Source organism: Chishuiella changwenlii, assembly GCF_900142565.1.
Taxonomy (GTDB): Bacteria; Bacteroidota; Bacteroidia; order Flavobacteriales; family Weeksellaceae; genus Empedobacter; species Empedobacter changwenlii.
On sequence record NZ_FRBH01000007.1, the window covers coordinates 1 to 20,408 of the forward strand.

General features: G+C 28.4%; 16 protein-coding genes. 9 read left to right on the forward strand and 7 right to left on the reverse strand.

Translation table 11 applies throughout. From position 1 onward, the window contains the following. Positions 1–365 precede the first annotated feature (365 nt). A complete protein-coding gene (gene rpiB / locus BUA86_RS09180; RefSeq protein WP_072932061.1) occupies positions 366–797 on the reverse strand; it encodes a ribose 5-phosphate isomerase B in 432 nt (143 codons plus the stop codon). Positions 798–1,337: 540 nt separating this feature from the next. Between rpiB and BUA86_RS09185 the strand changes: the two genes are divergently transcribed. The 5 genes from BUA86_RS09185 to BUA86_RS09205 all read left to right on the forward strand — a co-directional run bounded on the left by BUA86_RS09185 (position 1,338) and on the right by BUA86_RS09205 (position 8,326). Continuing rightward, entirely contained in the window at positions 1,338–2,528 is a 1,191-nt protein-coding gene (locus BUA86_RS09185) for a phosphoglycerate kinase (RefSeq protein ID WP_072932063.1), read from the forward strand. Positions 2,529–2,679: 151 nt separating this feature from the next. Further along, on the forward strand, positions 2,680–4,617 hold the full coding sequence (locus tag BUA86_RS09190; protein WP_072932065.1) for an oleate hydratase: 1,938 nt from the start codon (positions 2,680–2,682) through the stop codon (positions 4,615–4,617). A gap of 351 nt (positions 4,618–4,968) precedes the next feature. Continuing rightward, a complete protein-coding gene (locus BUA86_RS09195; protein WP_072932067.1) occupies positions 4,969–6,120 on the forward strand; it encodes an ABC transporter ATP-binding protein in 1,152 nt (383 codons plus the stop codon). Positions 6,121–6,130: 10 nt separating this feature from the next. Then, complete coding sequence (locus BUA86_RS09200; RefSeq protein ID WP_072932069.1) at positions 6,131–7,852, forward strand: APC family permease; 1,722 nt, start codon at positions 6,131–6,133, stop codon at positions 7,850–7,852. Between the two features lie 192 nt (positions 7,853–8,044). After that, entirely contained in the window at positions 8,045–8,326 is a 282-nt protein-coding gene (locus tag BUA86_RS09205) for a hypothetical protein (protein WP_072932071.1), read from the forward strand. Between the two features lie 82 nt (positions 8,327–8,408). Here BUA86_RS09205 and BUA86_RS09210 read toward each other — a convergent pair whose 3' ends face one another. Genes BUA86_RS09210 through BUA86_RS09220 form a run of 3 tightly spaced genes read right to left on the reverse strand, consistent with a single transcriptional unit; the run spans position 8,409 to position 11,695 of the window. Then, positions 8,409–9,416 carry a glycosyltransferase family 9 protein gene (locus BUA86_RS09210; protein ID WP_072932074.1) on the reverse strand — a complete coding sequence of 336 codons (1,008 nt, stop codon included), beginning with the start codon at positions 9,414–9,416 and terminating at the stop codon, positions 8,409–8,411. After that, entirely contained in the window at positions 9,397–11,244 is a 1,848-nt protein-coding gene (locus BUA86_RS09215) for a monovalent cation:proton antiporter-2 (CPA2) family protein (protein ID WP_072932076.1), read from the reverse strand. Before BUA86_RS09215 ends, BUA86_RS09210 begins: the two co-directional genes overlap by 20 nt. Before the next feature lie 25 nt (positions 11,245–11,269). Beyond that, on the reverse strand, positions 11,270–11,695 hold the full coding sequence (locus tag BUA86_RS09220) for a SufE family protein (RefSeq protein ID WP_072932078.1): 426 nt from the start codon (positions 11,693–11,695) through the stop codon (positions 11,270–11,272). Between the two features lie 97 nt (positions 11,696–11,792). On the opposite strand from BUA86_RS09220, the gene BUA86_RS09225 reads away from it, so the two are divergent. Continuing rightward, positions 11,793–12,665: a diacylglycerol/lipid kinase family protein gene (locus tag BUA86_RS09225; RefSeq protein WP_072932080.1), complete on the forward strand. Its 873-nt coding sequence runs from the start codon at positions 11,793–11,795 to the stop codon at positions 12,663–12,665. A gap of 150 nt (positions 12,666–12,815) precedes the next feature. Continuing rightward, positions 12,816–13,772 carry a 2-hydroxyacid dehydrogenase gene (locus BUA86_RS09230; RefSeq protein WP_072932082.1) on the forward strand — a complete coding sequence of 319 codons (957 nt, stop codon included), beginning with the start codon at positions 12,816–12,818 and terminating at the stop codon, positions 13,770–13,772. 80 nt (positions 13,773–13,852) lie between these two features. On the opposite strand, the gene BUA86_RS09235 is transcribed toward BUA86_RS09230, so the two are convergent. After that, on the reverse strand, positions 13,853–14,647 hold the full coding sequence (locus BUA86_RS09235; RefSeq protein ID WP_072932084.1) for a DUF4249 domain-containing protein: 795 nt from the start codon (positions 14,645–14,647) through the stop codon (positions 13,853–13,855). 10 nt (positions 14,648–14,657) lie between these two features. Then, the gene (locus BUA86_RS09240; RefSeq protein WP_072932087.1) at positions 14,658–16,952 is read right to left on the reverse strand and encodes a TonB-dependent receptor; all 2,295 of its coding nucleotides are present in this window, start codon (positions 16,950–16,952) and stop codon (positions 14,658–14,660) included. A 719-nt stretch (positions 16,953–17,671) separates the two neighbouring features. Between BUA86_RS09240 and BUA86_RS09245 the strand changes: the two genes are divergently transcribed. Further along, positions 17,672–18,385: a pirin family protein gene (locus BUA86_RS09245; RefSeq protein WP_072932089.1), complete on the forward strand. Its 714-nt coding sequence runs from the start codon at positions 17,672–17,674 to the stop codon at positions 18,383–18,385. A gap of 144 nt (positions 18,386–18,529) precedes the next feature. Next, complete coding sequence (locus tag BUA86_RS09250; protein ID WP_072932091.1) at positions 18,530–19,621, forward strand: hypothetical protein; 1,092 nt, start codon at positions 18,530–18,532, stop codon at positions 19,619–19,621. Positions 19,622–19,690: 69 nt separating this feature from the next. Here BUA86_RS09250 and BUA86_RS09255 read toward each other — a convergent pair whose 3' ends face one another. Next, on the reverse strand, positions 19,691–20,389 hold the full coding sequence (locus tag BUA86_RS09255) for a YiaD family glycine zipper/OmpA-like lipoprotein (protein WP_072932094.1): 699 nt from the start codon (positions 20,387–20,389) through the stop codon (positions 19,691–19,693). Between the last annotated feature and the right edge of the window lie 19 nt (positions 20,390–20,408).

Below are 20,408 nucleotides of genomic sequence, written 5' to 3' on the forward strand. Positions count from 1 at the left end.
CTTGATACAAAAACGAAACAAAAAAATCAAGGTCGTAAATCTTTGACTAAAAATTATCAACGTTACGGAATGATTTAAAAATTCACATTCGTTCATTAAATCATTTTTATCCTTCACTTTTTCAATTTTATTAACGTCAAACATTTAAATACCATTTTTTTAATCCTTTTAAAAAGGAAAATTAGCTAAATGATTAAGATGAGCCATATGGAAGTCTAAATAAATACATTATAAAAAACTCTAAAATCTATAGTTTTTTAAGGTATTGAATTTGTTATAAAATAGTCCTTTAATCTAATACTATAATAATGAATAAAAAAGGGTATTCGTTAATACGAATACCCTTTATAGTTTTTATGATTTTATTAAGAACAAGCTATTTTACCAACTCTATTCTGATGTCTTCCACCTTCGAATTCAGTTTCTAAAAATACTTTTACTATTTCTTCTGCATATTCATAGGCAATAAAACGTGCAGGTAATGTTAACACATTTGCATTATTATGTTGACGTGATAAGCGTGCTATATCTGTCATCCAGCATAAAGCTGCACGGATTCCTTGATGTTTATTTGCAGTCATGGTAACACCTTGCGCGCTTCCACAAAGTAAAATACCGAAATCTGCTTTTCCATCTTCAACAGCTTGTGCTGTTGGGTGAGCAAAATCTGGGTAATCAACACTTGCTGTTGAGAACGCTCCAAAATCCTCTACCTCAAAACCTTGACTTGTTAAAAAAGGTATCAATTTCTCCTTATATTCAAACCCTGCATGGTCTGATCCTATTGCTATTTTCATACTAATTAACAGCTGTTTTTGTTGTTTATGCTTAAATAATTGTAAATCAATTGTTAAATTAAAGTAACAAATTGTTAAAAGTTGACTGAATAAAACTCATAACTTTTTGTATATAATATTTGGAAATGTGATTTCAAATTCCAATTAGAAAATATTTAATACGAGTCAAGAAAAACTTTTCATTTTGGCACGAAAGATTTACACATCGTTATGAATACTTTTAACCAAACTTCTTTTTAACAAAAGTTGTTTATCAACCAATTTAACAAAATGTTAATACAACATCTAACTATTTCATTACAAAACAAAATTACGAATAATAGCTTGTTAATTCACATTAAATAAAATTTATCTCACTTTAGTTATCCACATATTAACAGTGCTAATTATAATAGCATTTTTTTCTTTTTTTTAAATTTTAAAAATTTTTAATCTATTCTAATTATTATGAATTGTTAATAGTTGAAAATTGTATACAATCATTTTACATCAGAAAATTAAAGTTTGATTACATTTGTGTAATTCAAAATTTCAAAATAAATGAAAACGATTAACGATTACAACTTCGAAAACAAAAAGGCATTAATTCGTGTTGATTTCAATGTTCCACAAGACGAAAACTTAAATGTTACTGATGATACACGTATTAAAGCTGCTAAGCCAACGATTGATAAGATCTTGAAAGATGGAGGAGCTGTGATATTAATGAGTCATCTAGGACGTCCTAAAGGAGAATTTAATGACAAATATTCTTTAAAACATATTGCACCAAAAGTATCTGAAATTTTAGGTGTTAATGTTATCGTTGCAAATGATGTTATTGGTGACGATGCAAAAGAGAAAGTTGCGAATTTAAAAGCTGGAGAAGTTTTATTATTAGAGAATGTTCGTTTTCATAACGAAGAAGAAAATGGTGATAAAGATTTTGCAAAACAATTAGCTAGTTTTGGTGATATTTATGTGAATGATGCATTTGGTACAGCTCACCGTGCACATGCTTCTACTGCAATTATAGCAGAATTTTTTCCAGAAAATAAATGTTTTGGTTTATTAATGGAGCAAGAATTAGTTGCTATCAACAAAGTGTTAACTGATGGTGAAAAGCCTGTAACAGCGGTACTTGGAGGTTCTAAAGTATCATCTAAAATTACAATTATTAACAATATATTACCTGCTATTGATAACTTAATTATTGGTGGTGGAATGACATATACTTTTGTAAAAGCTAATGGAGGAAAAATTGGTACTTCTTTAGTTGAAGATGATAAATTAGATTTAGCAAAAGAAATTTTAGCAGAATGTGAAAAACATAATGTAAAGGTATACTTACCAATAGATAATGTTGTTGCTGACGATTTTAATAACGATGCAAATTCTCAAACTGTTAAGTCAGACGAAATTCCAGATAATTGGATGGGAATGGATGTTGGAGTTGAGTCTTCTAAAAACTTTGCAGAGGTTATCGCAGCATCAAAAACTATTTTATGGAATGGTCCTTTAGGTGTTTTCGAAATGCCAAACTTTGCAAAAGGAACAATTGCTTTAGGTGATGCTATTGCAGAAGCTACTAAAAACGGAGCATTTTCTTTAGTTGGTGGTGGAGATTCTGTTGCCTTTGTAAAACAATTTGGTTACGATGATAAAGTAAGCTATGTTTCTACAGGTGGTGGAGCAATGTTAGAATCTTTAGAAGGAAAAGAATTACCAGGTGTTGCTGCAATTTTAAAGTAAGAAATACAATCAATTATAAATTTAAAGTCGGACAAGTGTCCGACTTTTTTCATTATATAATATTTGTCATAAATGTATTTATTTAACTTAAATAGTTTATTGTTAATGTAAAATAATATTAACTTTAAGAACAATCTTTAAAACATACTAAATGGAAAAATTAACTTCAAAATTTGACAAAGTTTTAAATGCTTCAAATGTAAAAGTTGTTCACGCACCAGATGCAAGCAAGGAAATTGTTCGTAACACAAAAGAGAAATCTTTCCCGTTTGCTGACCAAGTAGGGAATTATCAACGTAACAAAGCTGTTCCCTTAAAATCGTTTGATAAAAGTAAAGTTTACATTGTTGGTAGTGGAATAGCAGGTTTATCTGCGGCTTATTATTTTATTAGAGATGGAAGAATTCCTGGAGAAAATATCATATTTATAGAACAACTTCATGTTGAAGGAGGTTCTATGGATGGAGCAGGAAATGCAGAAGATGGTTATATTATTCGAGGAGGAAGAGAAATGGATTTTTCTTATGAAAATCTATGGGATTTATTTCAAGATATTCCAGCTGTTGAATTACCAGAACCTTATAGTGTGTTAGATGAATATCGTTTATTAAATGATAATGATCCCAATTATTCTAAGTCTAGATTAATTAATAACAGAGGACAAATTAAAGACTTTAGTAAATTTGGTTTAAACAAAAAAGATCAACTTTCTATTGTAAAATTATTATTGAAAAAGAAAGAAGATTTAGATGATATTACAATTGAACAATATTTTAGTAAAACATTCTTAGAAAGTAATTTTTGGACTTTTTGGAGAACAATGTTTGCTTTCGAAAATTGGCATAGTTTGTTGGAATGCAAACTATACATGCACAAATTTTTACATGCTATAGATGGTATGAGAGATTTCTCTTGTCTAGTATTTCCTAAATACAATCAATATGATACGTTTATAAAACCTCTAAGAGAATTTTTACAACAGAGAGGTGTAAAACTACAGTTTAATACGCTTGTTAAAGATTTAGAATTACATAGTGATATAGAAGGAAAACTTGTAAAAGGAATTATAACAGAACGAGATGGAGCCGAAAAAATTATTCCAATTACACAAGATGATTATGTGATTATAACAACAGGATCTATGACAGAAGATACTGCTTATGGAAATAATACAGAAGCACCAATTTTACAAATAGATAATTCTACTAGTGGAATGAGTCCTGGTTGGAAATTGTGGAAAAACCTTGCAGCTAAATCTTCAATATTTGGAAAACCAGATAAATTTTGTTCTAACATAGAAAAGTCATCTTGGGAATCTGCTACATTAACATGTAAACCGTCTGTATTAACAGAAAAATTAAAAGAATATACGGTTAATGATCCTTATTCTGGTAAAACTGCAACTGGAGGAATTATTACGATTACAGATTCTAATTGGTTAATGAGTTTTACATGTAATCGTCAGCCTCATTTTCCTACTCAACCAAATGATATTTTAGTTCTTTGGGTATATGCATTGTACATGGACAAAGAAGGGAATTACATTAAAAAGAAAATGCCAGAATGTACAGGTAATGAGATATTAAATGAATTATGTTATCATTTAGGAATTGAAGATAAAATAGATAACGTAATAGAAAATACAATTGTTCGTACATCTTTTATGCCTTACATTACTTCTATGTTTATGCCACGCGCAAAAGGAGATCGACCAAATGTTGTTCCAGCTGGTTGTAAAAATTTAGGTTTAGTGGGACAGTTTGTAGAAACTAATAATGATGTTGTTTTTACAATGGAAAGTTCTATAAGAACAGCACGAATTGCCGTTTATGAATTATTAAATTTAACGAAACAAGTTCCAGATATTAATCCTTTACAATACGATATTCGTCAATTACTTAAAGCATCATCAACGTTAAATGATGATCAACCATTTGTTGGAGAAGGAGTATTGAGAAAAGTTTTAAAGAATACTTATTTTGAACATATTTTGCCAGAAGATAATCATCACGAAGAAAAAGAATCTTTTTTACACGAACATTTAGGTAAGTTTAAAGATTGGATTAGCGAAATAAAAGAAAAAATCTAATTCATTATAATATCAATTATTTTTAGAAAGCTCATTTATTAAATGAGCTTTTTTTGTTAATAATAAAATATTGATAACAAGTTAATTAACTATATATCAACATCATTATTTGTTAACTTTGTTAATAAGCATAAACGAATAGAAATTTAAAGATGATATGTCATTAGTATGATGTTCCTATTTCAATAGCTTAATAAAATTGTTGAAAAAATACTATTGGTTATCAGTTAATTAATATCTTATTAAGATAGTTTATTAAAGAATGTTGAAAACATAATTTATTAATCAATATACCTTTAATTGCTAAAAACATGTTATCTTACAATCTATTAGAAACTACTTATTAATACTATGAATGAATTTAAAGAAAGACTAAAAGATGTCGAAAACCATTTTTTACAAAATGATCTCGACTTAGGTTATCGTCGATTAATTGATTTAATTCTCGATTTAGGTGAATTAAACTTCTATCAAGAGATAATTCATTATTCAGATTTATATTACAATGAATCTTCCTCGGATGAGTTAAAGAAAGAGAAAGCATTAGAGATATTAACAGCGTTAAAAACAGTTTCTCCACCAGAATATAAACAAGAAGAAGTCTTAATATCAACAACACAAGTTGAAAAAACTTATAATAAAAGAAAATTTAGACTTCACCCTATAACTTTCGATATAAAATCTAGAGAAGTTGTTGGTTTAGTAGGTGAAAATGGAAATGGTAAAACAACTTTATTACGATTAATTTGTGGTGAATTAAAACCTACAGATGGCGAAATAAATTATCATTTTACGAAAGCTAAACCTTACAGTTATGAATTAAGAACAAAATTGGTTTATGTTCCTCAAAGAATAGACGTTTTATATGGTTCTTTATTAGACAATTTACAGTTTACATTAACAGCTTACGGAATAAATAATAAAGAAAATATTTTATTAGCGAATGTAATGTTAGCACGCTTAGGTCTTTGGCCTTATAAAGATTTACAATGGAAACAATTGTCTTCTGGTTATAAGATGAGGTTTGAGCTTGCAAAAACTTTATTACGCCGTCCAGAAGTATTATTACTAGATGAACCTTTGGCTAATTTGGATATTTTAGCGCAGCAAATTATTTTGGAAGATTTAAAGTATCTATCGCAATCTATCAGAAATCCATTTGGTGTTATTTTGAGTTCTCAACAATTGTATGAAGTTGAAAAAGTATCAACAGAAGTATTATTCTTAGAGCAAGGAAAGCTTAAGCTACAGGAAGATAAGGAAGAATTAAACCAGAATTTTACAATTATTGAAATAGATGTTATTAATGACAAAGAAGAGTTATTAACAGCTTTATCTAATCTTAATTTAATTCAACTAAAATTTAATGGAGGTTCTTTTATTGCTTATTTTGATGAATCAGTTTCTATAAATACAATTTTTATCGAAATAGGAAAATCATCTTTACAAGTAAAATACATCCGAGATATTTCAAAATCTAGTCGTCGTTTCTTTGTTAATTAATTTGTTCGCTATGTTTAAAAAATTAAATCAAACTTTAATAACAAAATATCCATTAATATGGAATCTTAAATACATTTGGATTTTACTTGCTGCAATCAGTATTAATATCATTGCATTTATCAATGGATTTTTATTCTTTTCAAAAAGAAATCAATTACAAGAAAGTAGACTTTTTGATGGTTTTACAGAAGGTGGAACGTTTGTTAATTACATTTTTGCAAGCATCATTATTATCATTATATGGTTGTATTTCTACATTAAGAATAATCGCTTTAAGTCATTTTACCCTACATCTAGAAATTATTTGTTTAAAGAGTTTTTAGCTTTATTTTTCTTATTCTTTGTGTTTTTATATATCCCTAATTCTTTTAAATTAGGAATAAAATACAGAGTTGCCAACACTATAAGTAATGAACAATATTTTAAAGATATTGATATTATAAACCGTGCACAGGCATTTACTTTACAACCTAACTTTGGTTATAATAACTCATCAAGAAATTTAGCTGTTCCAGTTTTCGACTCGTTAGTATCTGAAAAAGAAACGAAACAGTTATTTGAGCAAAATTTTATTGCTTATAAAAAGCAATATCCAAAAGCAGAAAAGCATTTTATAGAACCTTATTTCCGTAATCCTGAATTTGAGATTTTATTAGAAAAGCATTTTCCTCAACGAAAGAATTATCAACCAAGCGGTTTTACAACTAATCATGTTCGTTTAAATGAAAAAGATCCAAATGATTATGATTCTTATGTAGCTCCTAATTCATATGCTACTGAATATGTAGGGGGATATATTCCACCAGTTGAAGAAAAAGCAGACTCTGTAAAAGAATATTATCATTTAGAAAGTTTATACAATTACAGTAGACTAGCTTTTGAAAATAAAAATGATACAGCAAAAAATCATGCGTATTACGATAAAGAATTAATTACTTTATTACAGAAAAATGATCGTAAAGCGATAGAAACACTATTAGTTGATTACACTAAACTATTAGATAAAAATGAAATTGGTTATGAGTTTAAAAAATCTACTTGGTTAAATTATATACCTCAATATCCGTATTATTTTATCGACTATCAATTAGGAAAAAATAATAGTTATCCAAATGGAGAAATAGAAAAAGATTATATTAATCAGAGTTCACTAAATGAAGTTTATAACAATTTTGAAAAAGCAAAATTTCAATCTAGTTGGTTAGAAAATATTGAATATTATATGATGTTTGCAATTGGGTTTGCAGTTTTTCTTGTAACATTTAGATTTAGTTCTTTCAAAGTTTGGTTAATTTCTATTGTAGGAGCAGGTATTTTAAGTATTCTTGGAAGTGTTTTAGGTTTGGGAATTTCATCAGTTTTTAATTATAATAATTATACGCCATATATTATACTGATATTATTTTACATACTATTTATTGTAATTATGTCTTCTGGATTACGAACTAAACAATATAAATTGATTACAGGAGTTAATCTTAATTGGTTTGTTGCTACTAATATTTTTATTGGAATTGTTTTGTTAGGATTTTACACAGATATAAGAGCTGATATGTTATATGATCCGACAAGTAAAATAAGTATTTATCAATTAAGAGAGGAGAATGCAGAATTAAGATTATTGAAACAAATTGCAGATATTTTTATTTATGTTAATCCAATTTTATATATCATAAGTTTTTATTTTATTATTAATCTTTATAAAAATTGGCAAGCAATGCCAGAAGAATAATTCTATTTTTATAAATTTTTAATCCTTTAAAATACCTTTTGAACACTCATGGATACTCAAAATATACCCAATTTATTAAATAAACATAAAATTGTCTTTTAACACATTGTAAAATTTATGTATCTACCTTTTATTTGTAATGAAAGTAAATACTACTAAACAAGAAATTTTAAAAAATAATCTTTATTTACAATGAATACTAGCGAACAAATCCATGTAACCAAACCTAAATTTGAAAAAGCGGTAGTAAAAGTATTTGGAGAAACAAAAACATCAAAAAATTTTTCGAAGTTATACGAAGAATATTTTTATAGGGAGATTTTATTCACGATGTGCATTTATATCTACAACTATAAGATAGACGAATACAACGAAGATGAATTAGGTGTTATTGATGAGTTTATAAATAAATATAAAGACGATAATACTTCACATAAAGATGTGGTAAAATTAATGGATATCCTCAACGCATAATAATAGCATATCATATATAATAAAAGCGAACCTAACTGGTTCGCTTTTATTATTATATAGATTAAATAGTATTTTTAAAACACTATTTTACTAATCTTGTTTTAATTTGTTGATAAACATCTTCAGCACTCAAATTCTGAAAATAATCGAAGTTTTTAAACTCTTCTGGATCTTTACCAAAAATTGAAGTAGGTCTACAAGTTAATGTTTCATCTTGTATAACATCTTCCATAGATTGTCCGTAACCTAAAAAACCAGCATACGGATGCGTTCCGCCCCAAATAGAAATTGTTCGCGTACCCATTAAAGAAGCTAAATGCATATTGGCGCTATCCATAGAAATCATTGCTTCTAGCTTTGCTATTTGTTGTAATTCTTCATCAAAAGAAATTACACCTGCTAATGATTTTATAGTAGGGTTGAGGTTCTCCCATGATTTTAATTCTTCTACTTCATATTTGCCTCCACCAAATAAATAAACCGTATAACCATCATTTGCTAGCTTTTCAGCAACTATTTTCATTTTTTCTAAAGGATACATCTTACTAGAAAAAGCAGCGTATGGAGCAATTCCTATCGTTTTTTCCTCTTTCTTGATAAATGATTTTAATTGATGGCTTAATGTTAATTGGAAACCAAAACTTCGTAAAACATCTGCGTAGCGTTCTGTCGTTAACTTTAATTGTTTTAAAGTTTTATTTTCCTGATTAACTAATGCTTTTTTTTCTGCGCGACCTTTGTCTAAAGTTGCAGTTTTTATTCCATTAATCTTAAATAAAAATGTAATAACCTTAGATCTAATTACATTATGTAGATCAGCAACGTAATCAAACTTGTATTTTTTTAATTCTTTATATAGGCTAAAGAGACTGAAAAAGCCTTTGTATTGCTTATTTAAATCTACTGGAATAAAATTAATTTGTGGAAACTGCTTAAAAATAGTTTCCATAAATGGGCGAGAGGCAACATAAATTTCAACATCAGGATTTTGTTCTAATAATTCATTTAGAACAGGCGCAATCATAGTTACATCGCCTAATGCAGAAAACCTTAAAACTAAGAGCCTTTTTTTATTCTTTTTCGATATCATTTCTACTACTCATTTCTTTTGCAACCAATTTCATCTGTTTTTCTAGTTCTTGTTTAGAAGCTTCAAAATATTGGTCTGTATTTTCTGCATGTTTTGCGATTTTACGCAAAGATTTACGATCACTTTTTATGAATATTTCACCTATTTTAGATGCTTCTTCATAACTAAAACCATATTTTAGTAAAATTTGTCGACCAACATAAACAGATGAGAAAAAGTTTTCTCTGTAAACTTCGTTTAAACCTTCTTTTAAATAGTTGTAGGCATAACTACGATTTTTTGCTCGTACGATTATTTCTAAATGAGGAAAGTTTTTTCGAACAATGTGAACCAATTTCTGATTAATTTCTGGTGGATCCAATGCTGCCACAAAATACTTGGCATGATCTGCACCAGCAGATTTTAATAAATTAATGTTTGTTGCATCACCATAAAAGACATTAAAACCATGCTTACGCATTTTTTCGACCCTTTGGCTGTCGTTATCTAAAATAATAGATTTAATTCCTGTACTTCTTAAAACTCGACTTATCGTGTTTCCGAAGTCTCCAAAACCTGCAATAATTATTTCTCCATCAGATGAATTAGGATTAATATCATCACTTTCTATTATTGATTCACCTTTGGATTTTACACCAAAATATTTCAGAATTAATTTTTCGTTTAAAACTAAAAGTAGTGGAGTAATAGTCATTGTTATAGCAGTCGTTGCTAACATCAAATCGTACCATTCTTTATTTAATATATCTAAGTTTCTAGTTAGAGATAAAATAACAAAGGCAAATTCTCCTACTTGTGATAAAAGCAAAACGAAAAGCATTTTTTGATCAAAATCAAATTTATACTTAATTCCAATTATCCATAAAACAAGTGCCTTTATTCCCATAATTCCGAATGTTAATCCAAGAATCATTAGTGGTTGTTCTCCTATTAATTTAAAATTGATGGTAGAACCAACAGCTATAAAAAAAATACCTAATAATAATGATTTAAAAGGTTCTATATCACTTTCTAATTGATGTTTATATTCGTTATTTGCTAAAACAACTCCAGCTATAAATGCACCTAATGCAGGCGATATTCCTACTTTTTGCATTAGAATAGAGACTCCAATAACCAATAATAAAGCAGATGCGGTGTATATTTCTCTTACTTGTAATTGTCCAACATATTTAAAATAAGGAGTTATGATGTATTTTGCAACAACGTAAATAAAAGTAATTGCTCCTACAATAACCAATGTTTTCATAAAAGCAGGACCACCAACTAATAAACTTTTAGAATCATCTCCTATGGATTGAATTAATGAATCTCCAACTAACAAAGGTATAATTGCTAAAATTGGAATGACCATTATATCCTGAAACAGTAAAACAGAAAATGTAGATTTACCAATTCCTGATTTAGTAAGACCTTTTTCGTTTAAAGTTTGCATAATAATCGCTGTCGAGGACATGGCAACTGTAAAAGCAATGGACATTGCTCTTGGAAACTTCATATCCAATAGAAAAATACCAACTAATGTTACAATTAGTATTGTTCCTATTACCTGCATTGCTCCAAGATTAATAATTTTATTTTTCATTTTCCAGAACTCTTTGGGATCAAGTTCAAGTCCAATTAGAAATAACATCATCACAACGCCAAATTCCGTTGCATGCATAATGTCTGTTCCATCGTTTCCAACAAATTTTAAAACATATGGACCAATTAAAACACCAGCAATTAAATATCCTAAAACAGAACCCATTCCCAGTTTTTTAGAAATTGGAACACATATTACTGCAGAGAATAGAAAAATAAACGCCTGTCCTAGAAAATCATTCATAAGTGTTTTTTGTAGATTTTGCTAATTATGTATTTTGTTTTGCATTAAAAGCTATAGCGTAAAATTTGAACTGTTTTACCATTGCTAATAATCCATTTGCACGTGTAGGGGATAAGAATTCTGATAAACCTATTTCACTAATAAAATCTGTATCTGAATCTAAAATATCTTTTGGTGTTTGATTGTTGTACATACGAATAAGTAGTGCAGCAATCCCTTTTGGTAAAATAGCATTAGAATCAGCTCTAAATTCAATTATATCACCTTTCATTTCTGCATCTAACCAAACAGAAGATTGACAACCTTTTATAATTTTATCGTCAGTTTTCTCTTCTTCGCTTAAAGTATTTAAACTTTTACCTAATTCAATTAAATATTCGTATCGTTGTTCCCAATCATCAAAAAATGAGAATTCATCAACTATTTCGTTTTGGATATCTTTAATTTTCATACTACAAATTTAGAAAGTTTTTGTGTGTAAATCTTTTAATATTTCGATTATTTAAGATTTCTTACTTTTGTAACACTTTATAATCAAATAACTAAAAATGAAATATATTTTCATTGTCAATCCTAATTCTGGAAACGCCAAGCACGAAATTTCTCTTAGCTTTTTACAATCAATGTTTTCTTCTGAAGACGAAATTGTTTTAAAGATAACCATTTATCAATTTCATGCTAAAGAATTAGTACAAGAAGCAATTAATGAAAATGCAGATGTAATTGTTGCTTGTGGAGGTGATGGAACAATTAATGAAGTTGCAAGTGCTTTAGTAAATAAAAATATTCCATTAGGAATTATTCCTGCCGGATCTGGAAATGGTTTAGCAGCAAATCTTAATATTCCGAAAGATATTAACAAGGCTATTCATATCATCAAAAATAATTCTATTCGTACAATAGATGTTGGTAGAGTGGAGGATAACTATTTTTTTAGTAATCTAGGTTTTGGTATAGACGCACAAGTTATACAGGCTTATGAACAAAATCAAAAACGTACTATCGCTGGATATTTTGATGCTTCTGTAAAAACGTTATTAAATTATAAGTCAAAATTATTTCGCCTTTATATAGATGATGCTATTATAGAGAAAGATTTTTATTATTTGTTCTGCTCTAATTCTAACATTGCAGGTTATGGGATATCTTTTACGCCACAAGCAGATTTAGAAGATGGTTTACTCGATTTATTAATGATTGAGGATTTAGATGTTTTTGAACAGTTCTATTTTTCTGTTTTAGTGCTAGCAAAGAAAATAGATTTATTAGACAAAGCACGTTATAAACAAGTAAAGAAATTTACAATTGAAAGTTTAGATGGGAATAAGATTTCTTATCAATTAGATGGTGAATTTCAAACAACACATTCACTTAAAGTAAAAGTTGAAGTACTTCCAAAAGCATTAAAAATAATCTATTAATTAACAATATATAATATTTAATATTAGCTAATTAAGATGTTATGAACGACTTTATAAACGTTTTGTTGATACCTTGATATTATTCTATTTTGATAGATTTTATCAAACATAATTAGTGTTTAGTCGTAACTTTGATTTAAAATATATAAAATGAAAACTCCTTATAAAATATTAGCAATAGATTCTAATCATGAGTGTTTAAATGACGGTTTAAGAGATGCAGGTTTTATTGTTGATGAGGATTATACGTCTCCAAAAGAAATTATAGAGCAAAAAATAGCTGATTATGATGGAATGATTGTTAGAAGTCGTTTTCCTATTGATCGATCTTTTTTAGAGAAGGCAACTCAATTAAAATTTATTGGTAGAGTAGGGGCAGGATTAGAAAATATAGATGAAGATTATGCTGCTGAGCGTAAAATAGTTCTTTTTAATTCACCAGAAGGAAATAGAGATTCTTTAGGAGAACATGCTGTTGGTATGTTATTAATGTTGATGCATCATTTACGAAGAGCAGATAACGAAGTAAGAAACGGAATATGGAAACGTGAAGAAAACAGAGGAGATGAATTAAAAGGAAAAACTGTTGGTCTTATAGGTTATGGAAATATGGGAAATGCCTTTGCTAGACGTTTACAAGGATTTGATGTTGATGTAATTTGTTATGATATATTACCAGAAAAAGGAAATGAATTCGCGAAACAAGTTACGTTACAAGAATTTTTAGAACGTGTAGATGTAATTAGTTTGCATACACCACAAACACCTGAAACAACTAAAATGATTGATGCTGAATTTATAGCAAAAGTTAAAAAACCTTTTTACTTTGTGAATACCGCTCGTGGAAAATCTGTTGTAACAAAGGATTTAGTTGCAGCAATGAAAACGAATAAAGTATTAGGTGTTGCTTTAGATGTTTTAGAATTTGAAAAATCTAGTTTTGAACGTTTAGTTGCTTCTGATTTACCAGAAGAATTTCAATATTTAATCCAAGCAGACAATGTTGTTTTAGCTCCTCATATTGCAGGATGGACACATCAAAGTAAAATTAAATTAGCACAGTTTATTCGTGATAAAATAATTGCTTGGCAAAATGATAAGATGTAAGCTAACTTATAAATAATACAAAAACCGATAACTAAAATTTAGTTATCGGTTTTTTTGATAATGAAAATTGCTTTATATACTTATTCGACTTTTTGTTTTATTGTTTGTGTTGTATAAGCAGAAAAAATACCTAGTGCAGGGCTTCCTGTTATATTATTTGGTGGATTAGTTGGTGTTATTCCTCCATTAGGACCAGCATTAATTACTTGTAAAATTGTATTAAAATAATTATAAGTAATTCTATCGATACAACGCATTTCTACTTCTACAAGATCATTTTTATTGATATATGTATAATCTAAATTATAAATAGGACTATCATTTATCTGGTCAATCCCATTCGTGTCATTTTTTAAATAATATGTATCATCGGTACGGTTATTAATTTTTGTAACAAACCTATAATAATTACCAAATGTAGAAGGGTTTTTGTAGATAGGAATTATAGAATAATAATCCTCTCCTTCTGTATCTTGTCCATGTTCAAATCTTATGCTATCTAAATTCACTTTCTGTGGCATTGTAGAAGTTGCATAATATTTATCTTCACCAACAGTAATGCTTAGATTATATGTATTTCCAGGAAAACCAACAATATTATTAGTTCTATATAAACCATCTTCTAACTCTGTTAAAACATCTGAGTTTCCTAAATTATCTGTTATAATTACAGAAGCTCCTGTTACAGCAGGGAATTTATTTGGATCGTAGAAGTTTATACTTTTAGAAAGTTTTACAAAATAAGGTCCTTCAGCATCTGTTATTGCACCCTCCACAACTATTTGTGGTGTTGTATTTTTTAAATCTAATTCTATTTCTTTTTCACAAGAAATAAATAGAAGAAGTAATGGTATGATTGCTAGTATTTTTTTCATGACTTAGTAATTAAAATTTAAAGTTGTATGTTATAGAAGGGATCATTTTAAATAATGATGTCTGTACTGATCTAGAACGATTTCCTGAATCTTCAAAATTTATAATATATGGATTTTGTCTTCCATAAACATTGTAAACTCCAATATTCCAAGAAGATTCATATTTTCCTTTATGTGGTTTTTTATAAGTTGCACTTATATCTAAACGATGATAAGAGGGTACTCTAGAAGCATTTCTTTCGTTAAAGTTGTATATTGTTTGACCTTCTATTTCGTATTTTCCATTTGGATAAGTAACTGCATTACCAGTACTATAAACAAAAGCACTAGATAATGACCAACGTTTAGTTAAATCATACATTGTAACAATGGATAAATCATGCGTTCTATCTTGTCTTGCACGGTACCAATTATTGTTGTTGACACCATCTATTTTTCTTTCTGTTTTAGAAAGTGTATAACCAATCCATCCTGTTAATCTACCACTAGTTTTTTTCGCTAATAATTCAAGACCATATGCTCTTCCTTTTCCATATGCAAATTCGCTTTCTATATCAGCAGTAGCTATTAAATCTGCTCCATCTTTGTAATCAATTTGATTTTGTAAGCTTTTATAATAAACTTCTCCGCTAAACTGATATTTTCTATTCTTTGAATTACGAAAATATCCTAAGCTAATTTGATCACTAATTTCAGGTTTTATATTATAAGAATTTCCAATCCATTGATCTGTAGGAAAACCAGCTGTACTATTTGATTGTAAATGTAAATGTTGAGTATTTCTAGCATAACCACCTTTTATACTACTATAATTATTCAACATATAGCTAAATTGTAGTCTAGGTTCTACATTAAAATAAGTCTTACCAAATTTACCAGAAGATAAATTAATTTGATTTACTAACTCACTATCTTTATTATAAACATTATAGCTTCCTTTTCCTATTATTGAATATGAAGAAAGTCGAATACCATAATCTAAAGTTAGCTTTTTGTTTATTTTATTGTTATTACTAACAAATAGTGAACTTTCTAAGCCTTGTCTTTTATTTTCATCTTTTAATGATTCGTTTCCTTGGAATCTGTTTGGTGTAATTGTATGATGTATGGTGTTAAAACCAAAACTTAATTTATTCTTTGTATTAATATTGTATTCAAACTCTTGTTTAAGATTATAATCTCGAATATTTGAATTAACATTTAAATTTGAACCAGCCTCATTTAGACTAATTTTATAATCATAATTACTGTATATTAAAGATGTGTTTGAAAATAATTTTGGAGATATAATACTATTCCAACGGATTGTTCCAGTTGTATTTCCCCAATTATTATTAAATTCTTTCCCATATCCTAATACATCTTTTCCAAAATATCCTGAAATAAATATACGGTTATTGTCATTAATCCAAATATTAGCTTTTGCATTAAAATCATAAAAAAATAGGCTATTATTTTTATAAGTGTCAGATAATTTCAAGAACATATCTGCATATGTTCTTCTTGCAGAAACGATAAATGACGATTTACTTTTTTGTATTGGACCTTCAATGCTTAAACGGCTACTAATAAGCCCTATACCTCCAGAAACATTATATTTTTGATTGTTTCCTTCTTTCATAGATACGTCTAAAACAGAAGAAAGCCTTCCTCCATATTGAGCAGGATTATTTCCTTTTATTATAGTAACATCTTTTAAAGCATCACTATTAAAGGTAGAAAAGAAGCCTAATAAATGTGACGCATTGTAAACAGGAGCTTCATCTAATAAAATTAAATTTTGATCAGCATTACCACCACGAACAAAAAAACCACTGTTTCCGTCACCACCTGATTGTATACCAGGCATTAATTGAATTGTTTTTAAGATATCTTTTTCTCCAAATATTACTGGAAGTTTATCAATCTCTTTTATATCTAATTTTTCTACACCAATACTTGTCTTATTAAGATTATTATTCTTTTTATTGACAGTCATTACAACCTCTTTTAATTCAGTTTCATCTGCCTTAAAAGAAATAATATGGTGATCTAACTTTACATTATCATTTAAAGCGACAGAGATTGTATCTGTAGTATTAAAAGTTAAGTTATATTCTCCTTTTGGTAATGTTAATGAGTAGAAACCATAGGAATTTGATGTAGCAGTAAAATCTGGAAGTTCTACAGTTAAAATTCTAATTCCATTCATAGTTTCACCAGAAGACTTTTCTTTTATTGTTCCACTAATTGTAAATTTTTCTTGTGCAAATGAAAAACTTGAACCAACTAGTAGAGCAAAACAGGCTAAGCTTGTTTTTTTCATTAATTTTTTTTTAGGTTTGGTTTATTTAGCTAGCATTACTACATAATTCTAGTAAGCTATTATTCAATCTAATAGATTGATTTTTCTGCATTTAGCAAACGTTGTGCCATAGTAGGAAAATTGATATAAAGTTATATTAATTGATTGTTAATCAGTTCTTAAAATACTAATTCGAAGAAATATTAATTATTATTCTATCCAAGAGACGAATTTGAATGGAATTATTAAAAAGGATTGTATAACTTCTTTTGTCTTTATGTTAGTATTTAATTAATAGTATCGCTTTATAGGCGATAAGCTTTTAGTAAAATCTAAACTCTTTTTCAAAAAGAAAATTAATTCCAATTTTAATTACATTAATAATGTATTTTGATTATAATAGGTAAGATAATGAGAAGTTATTTATAGCAAAAAGGCTGCTTTATTTTCATAAAACAGCCTTTTTTATTTTGTTAGTTTTTTGTAGACTTTATACAAAATAACTGCAGCTAGAATAACCAAAACGATTTGAACCAAAATCCAAATAATAGTATTTATTGAGCAATCGTTTAAATTTGCTAGCATATTCTCATGTGTTAATAAATGCTAAATTATGAATATTTTTTAACATTTCATTAATAATTAACACTATTTTCTAATCAGCTAATAAGTTTCTATTACTTATCACAAATCAATTAATATTTTTTTGTACGACCGTAAATTTGTAGAAAATTATTATTATGAATTATCAATTATTCAAATCAGAAACTAGAGGAGGAGCAAACCATGGTTGGTTAAACACTCGTCATTCTTACAGTTTTGCTAATTATTATGACAAAAATCGTGTTCATTTTGGAGCTTTAAGAGTTGTTAATGATGATATTATTAGTGGAGGTATGGGCTTTGGTAAACATCCACATGATAATATGGAGATTATTACTATTCCTTTAAGTGGTGGTATTTCTCATGAAGATTCTATGGGAAATGGTTCTGTAGTAGAAACTGGAGATATCCAAGTTATGAGTGCAGGATCAGGAATTTTTCATAGTGAAATGAATGCTTACGAAAGCCAAGAAGGACAATTTTTCCAAATATGGATTATTCCAAATAAAATGAATGTTGAACCTCGTTACGATCAAATTTCTATTAGAGATATTGCTAAAGAGAACGAGTTATATCAAATACTTTCTCCAAATGCAAACGATCAAGGTGTTTGGATACACCAAGATGCTTGGATATTTATGGGTAAATATTCTGAAAGTAAAAAAGAATCTTACCAATTAAAAAATCCTAACAATGGTGTGTTTTTTATGGTTGTTGAAGGAGAGGTAGAATTTGATAATCAAAAACTGCAACGTAGAGACGCTGTTGAAATAAAAGATACGAAGGATTTTTCTTTTGTGGTTTCTCCTAATTCACACGTCATGTTAATAGAAGTCCCAATGGACGTTTAAATTTTTTGTTTTAGTTGTTTTTATTAAAAAAGCAAGCTTCGCAAGAAGTTTGCTTTTTTGTTATAAATATTCATTATCAACTCAAGTTTTACTATATTTACTTCTTATAAATTATAGAAGTACAAACGTATTAATTAGAAGATTATGAAACGTTTATTTATTATAGCTTCTTTTGCATTAATGATTATTAGTTGCAAGAATGATAAGCTTGAAATTGATTCGAGTTCTGCTCAAACATTTAGTGAGACTGTTGATGAAATTTCCAAAGGATTACCACTATTACAACAAGATAAATTTAAAGAAGCATTACAGATTGTTTTTGAATATAAAACAAGTCAATCAATGGATAATGAATCTCGTTGGTTAACTGTACGAACTTTGTTAAATGGTAAAACTGTAGATGAAGTTTTTGATATAGCTGAACAAGTTGCATTAGAAAATAAATTTACATGGAACAGAAACCAAGTTCCTCTTGTAAACGGTATTCCAAAACCAAATGCTGTCCCTACTGAGGAGGTCGTAACAGAACCTACTTCTAACGTGCAACGTTTTGATTTTAGTTTAAAACAAGATGATGAAGGAATAAATATTTCTCCATTTTTCTACAATGCTCAAGGCGAAGAAATTCAGTTAACAGAACCAGTAACAGCTACTATAGAAGTTTTTAATTCAGGAAGTATTGTTTACAGTTTTCGTTCTAAAATTGATCCTAACTCTATGGATGATTTATACAGAAAGAATGCTATTGCAATAAAATATGCTCTTTTAGATGCATCAAAAATAAAAACAGATCGATTAGATATTTTAATTAGAGTACCTAATTCTGAACGTTATTTAACGAACAGAAAAGCAGTACAAATTCCTATGAATTTAATTGGAGCAGTGTCTACTTCAGATTCACTTGCTGTTGCTTCATCACCTGCACAGGTAAGTAAAGAGGCAGAAATGTTGAAATCATTATCAAATCGTTTTATCAACAATTTAACGAAGAAGAATTATTCTGGAGCTTTTGCTTTAACAAGAAGTAATGAATGGTCTACATTTCAGAAGTTTTCATCTATGGATGAGGTTAAAAATTTAGATCAAGCAACGATTAGTGATGCCAAAGTTTTAGATGCAGATGAAAAAGTAGCTCTAGTACAAGTAAATGCAAATTTAAAAGATGAGAGTGCTAAATCTTACCAATTAACTTTAGAAAAAATAAACAACAAATGGTTTATCGTTAATTTTAAATAACAGATAGAGATATAAATTAAAAAAGTCGCTTATAAAGCGACTTTTTTAATTTATATATTTTGTATAATGTTACTGTCCAGCTTCTTTTGCTGCATCAGCTTTCATTTTTTCATTAGCTGTAATAGCAATCTCTACACGACGGTTTTGAGCTCTACCTTGATCTGTATTGTTATCAGCAATTGGTTCTTCTAATCCTTTCCCTTGTGATGTTAAACGAGACGAAGAAACACCTTTAGATACTAAATAATCTTTTACAGATTGTGCACGTTTTTGTGACAATGGTAAGTTATATGATTGCGAACCTTTATTATCTGTATGTCCTACAATTAATAAGTTAGTGTCTGGATATTCTTTAAATACTTCGATTAACTTATCTAAATTAGTTTTAGCAGTAGACGTTAAAGATGAAGCATTGTAATCGAAAGTTACTCTAGAGTTTTCATCTAAAATTAAGTTAATACCTTCTTCTGTACGTACAACTTCAGCACCAGGTAAAACTTGTTCAATTTTTTGAGCTTGTTTATCCATTTTGTTACCAATAACACCACCAGCAGCACCACCTACAGCAGCACCAATTACAGCACCTAAAGCAGTATTACCACCTTTACCAATGTTATTTCCTAATATTCCCCCAATAACACCACCAGCAACAGCACCAATTCCGGCACCTTTTTGGGTATTATTAGCATTTTGTACTGCAGTACAAGAAGACAATATAAATGTTCCTCCTAATACCATTGCAGCTATTCTAGTGTTTATTTTCTTCATAACGCTAAGTTTTTTGATT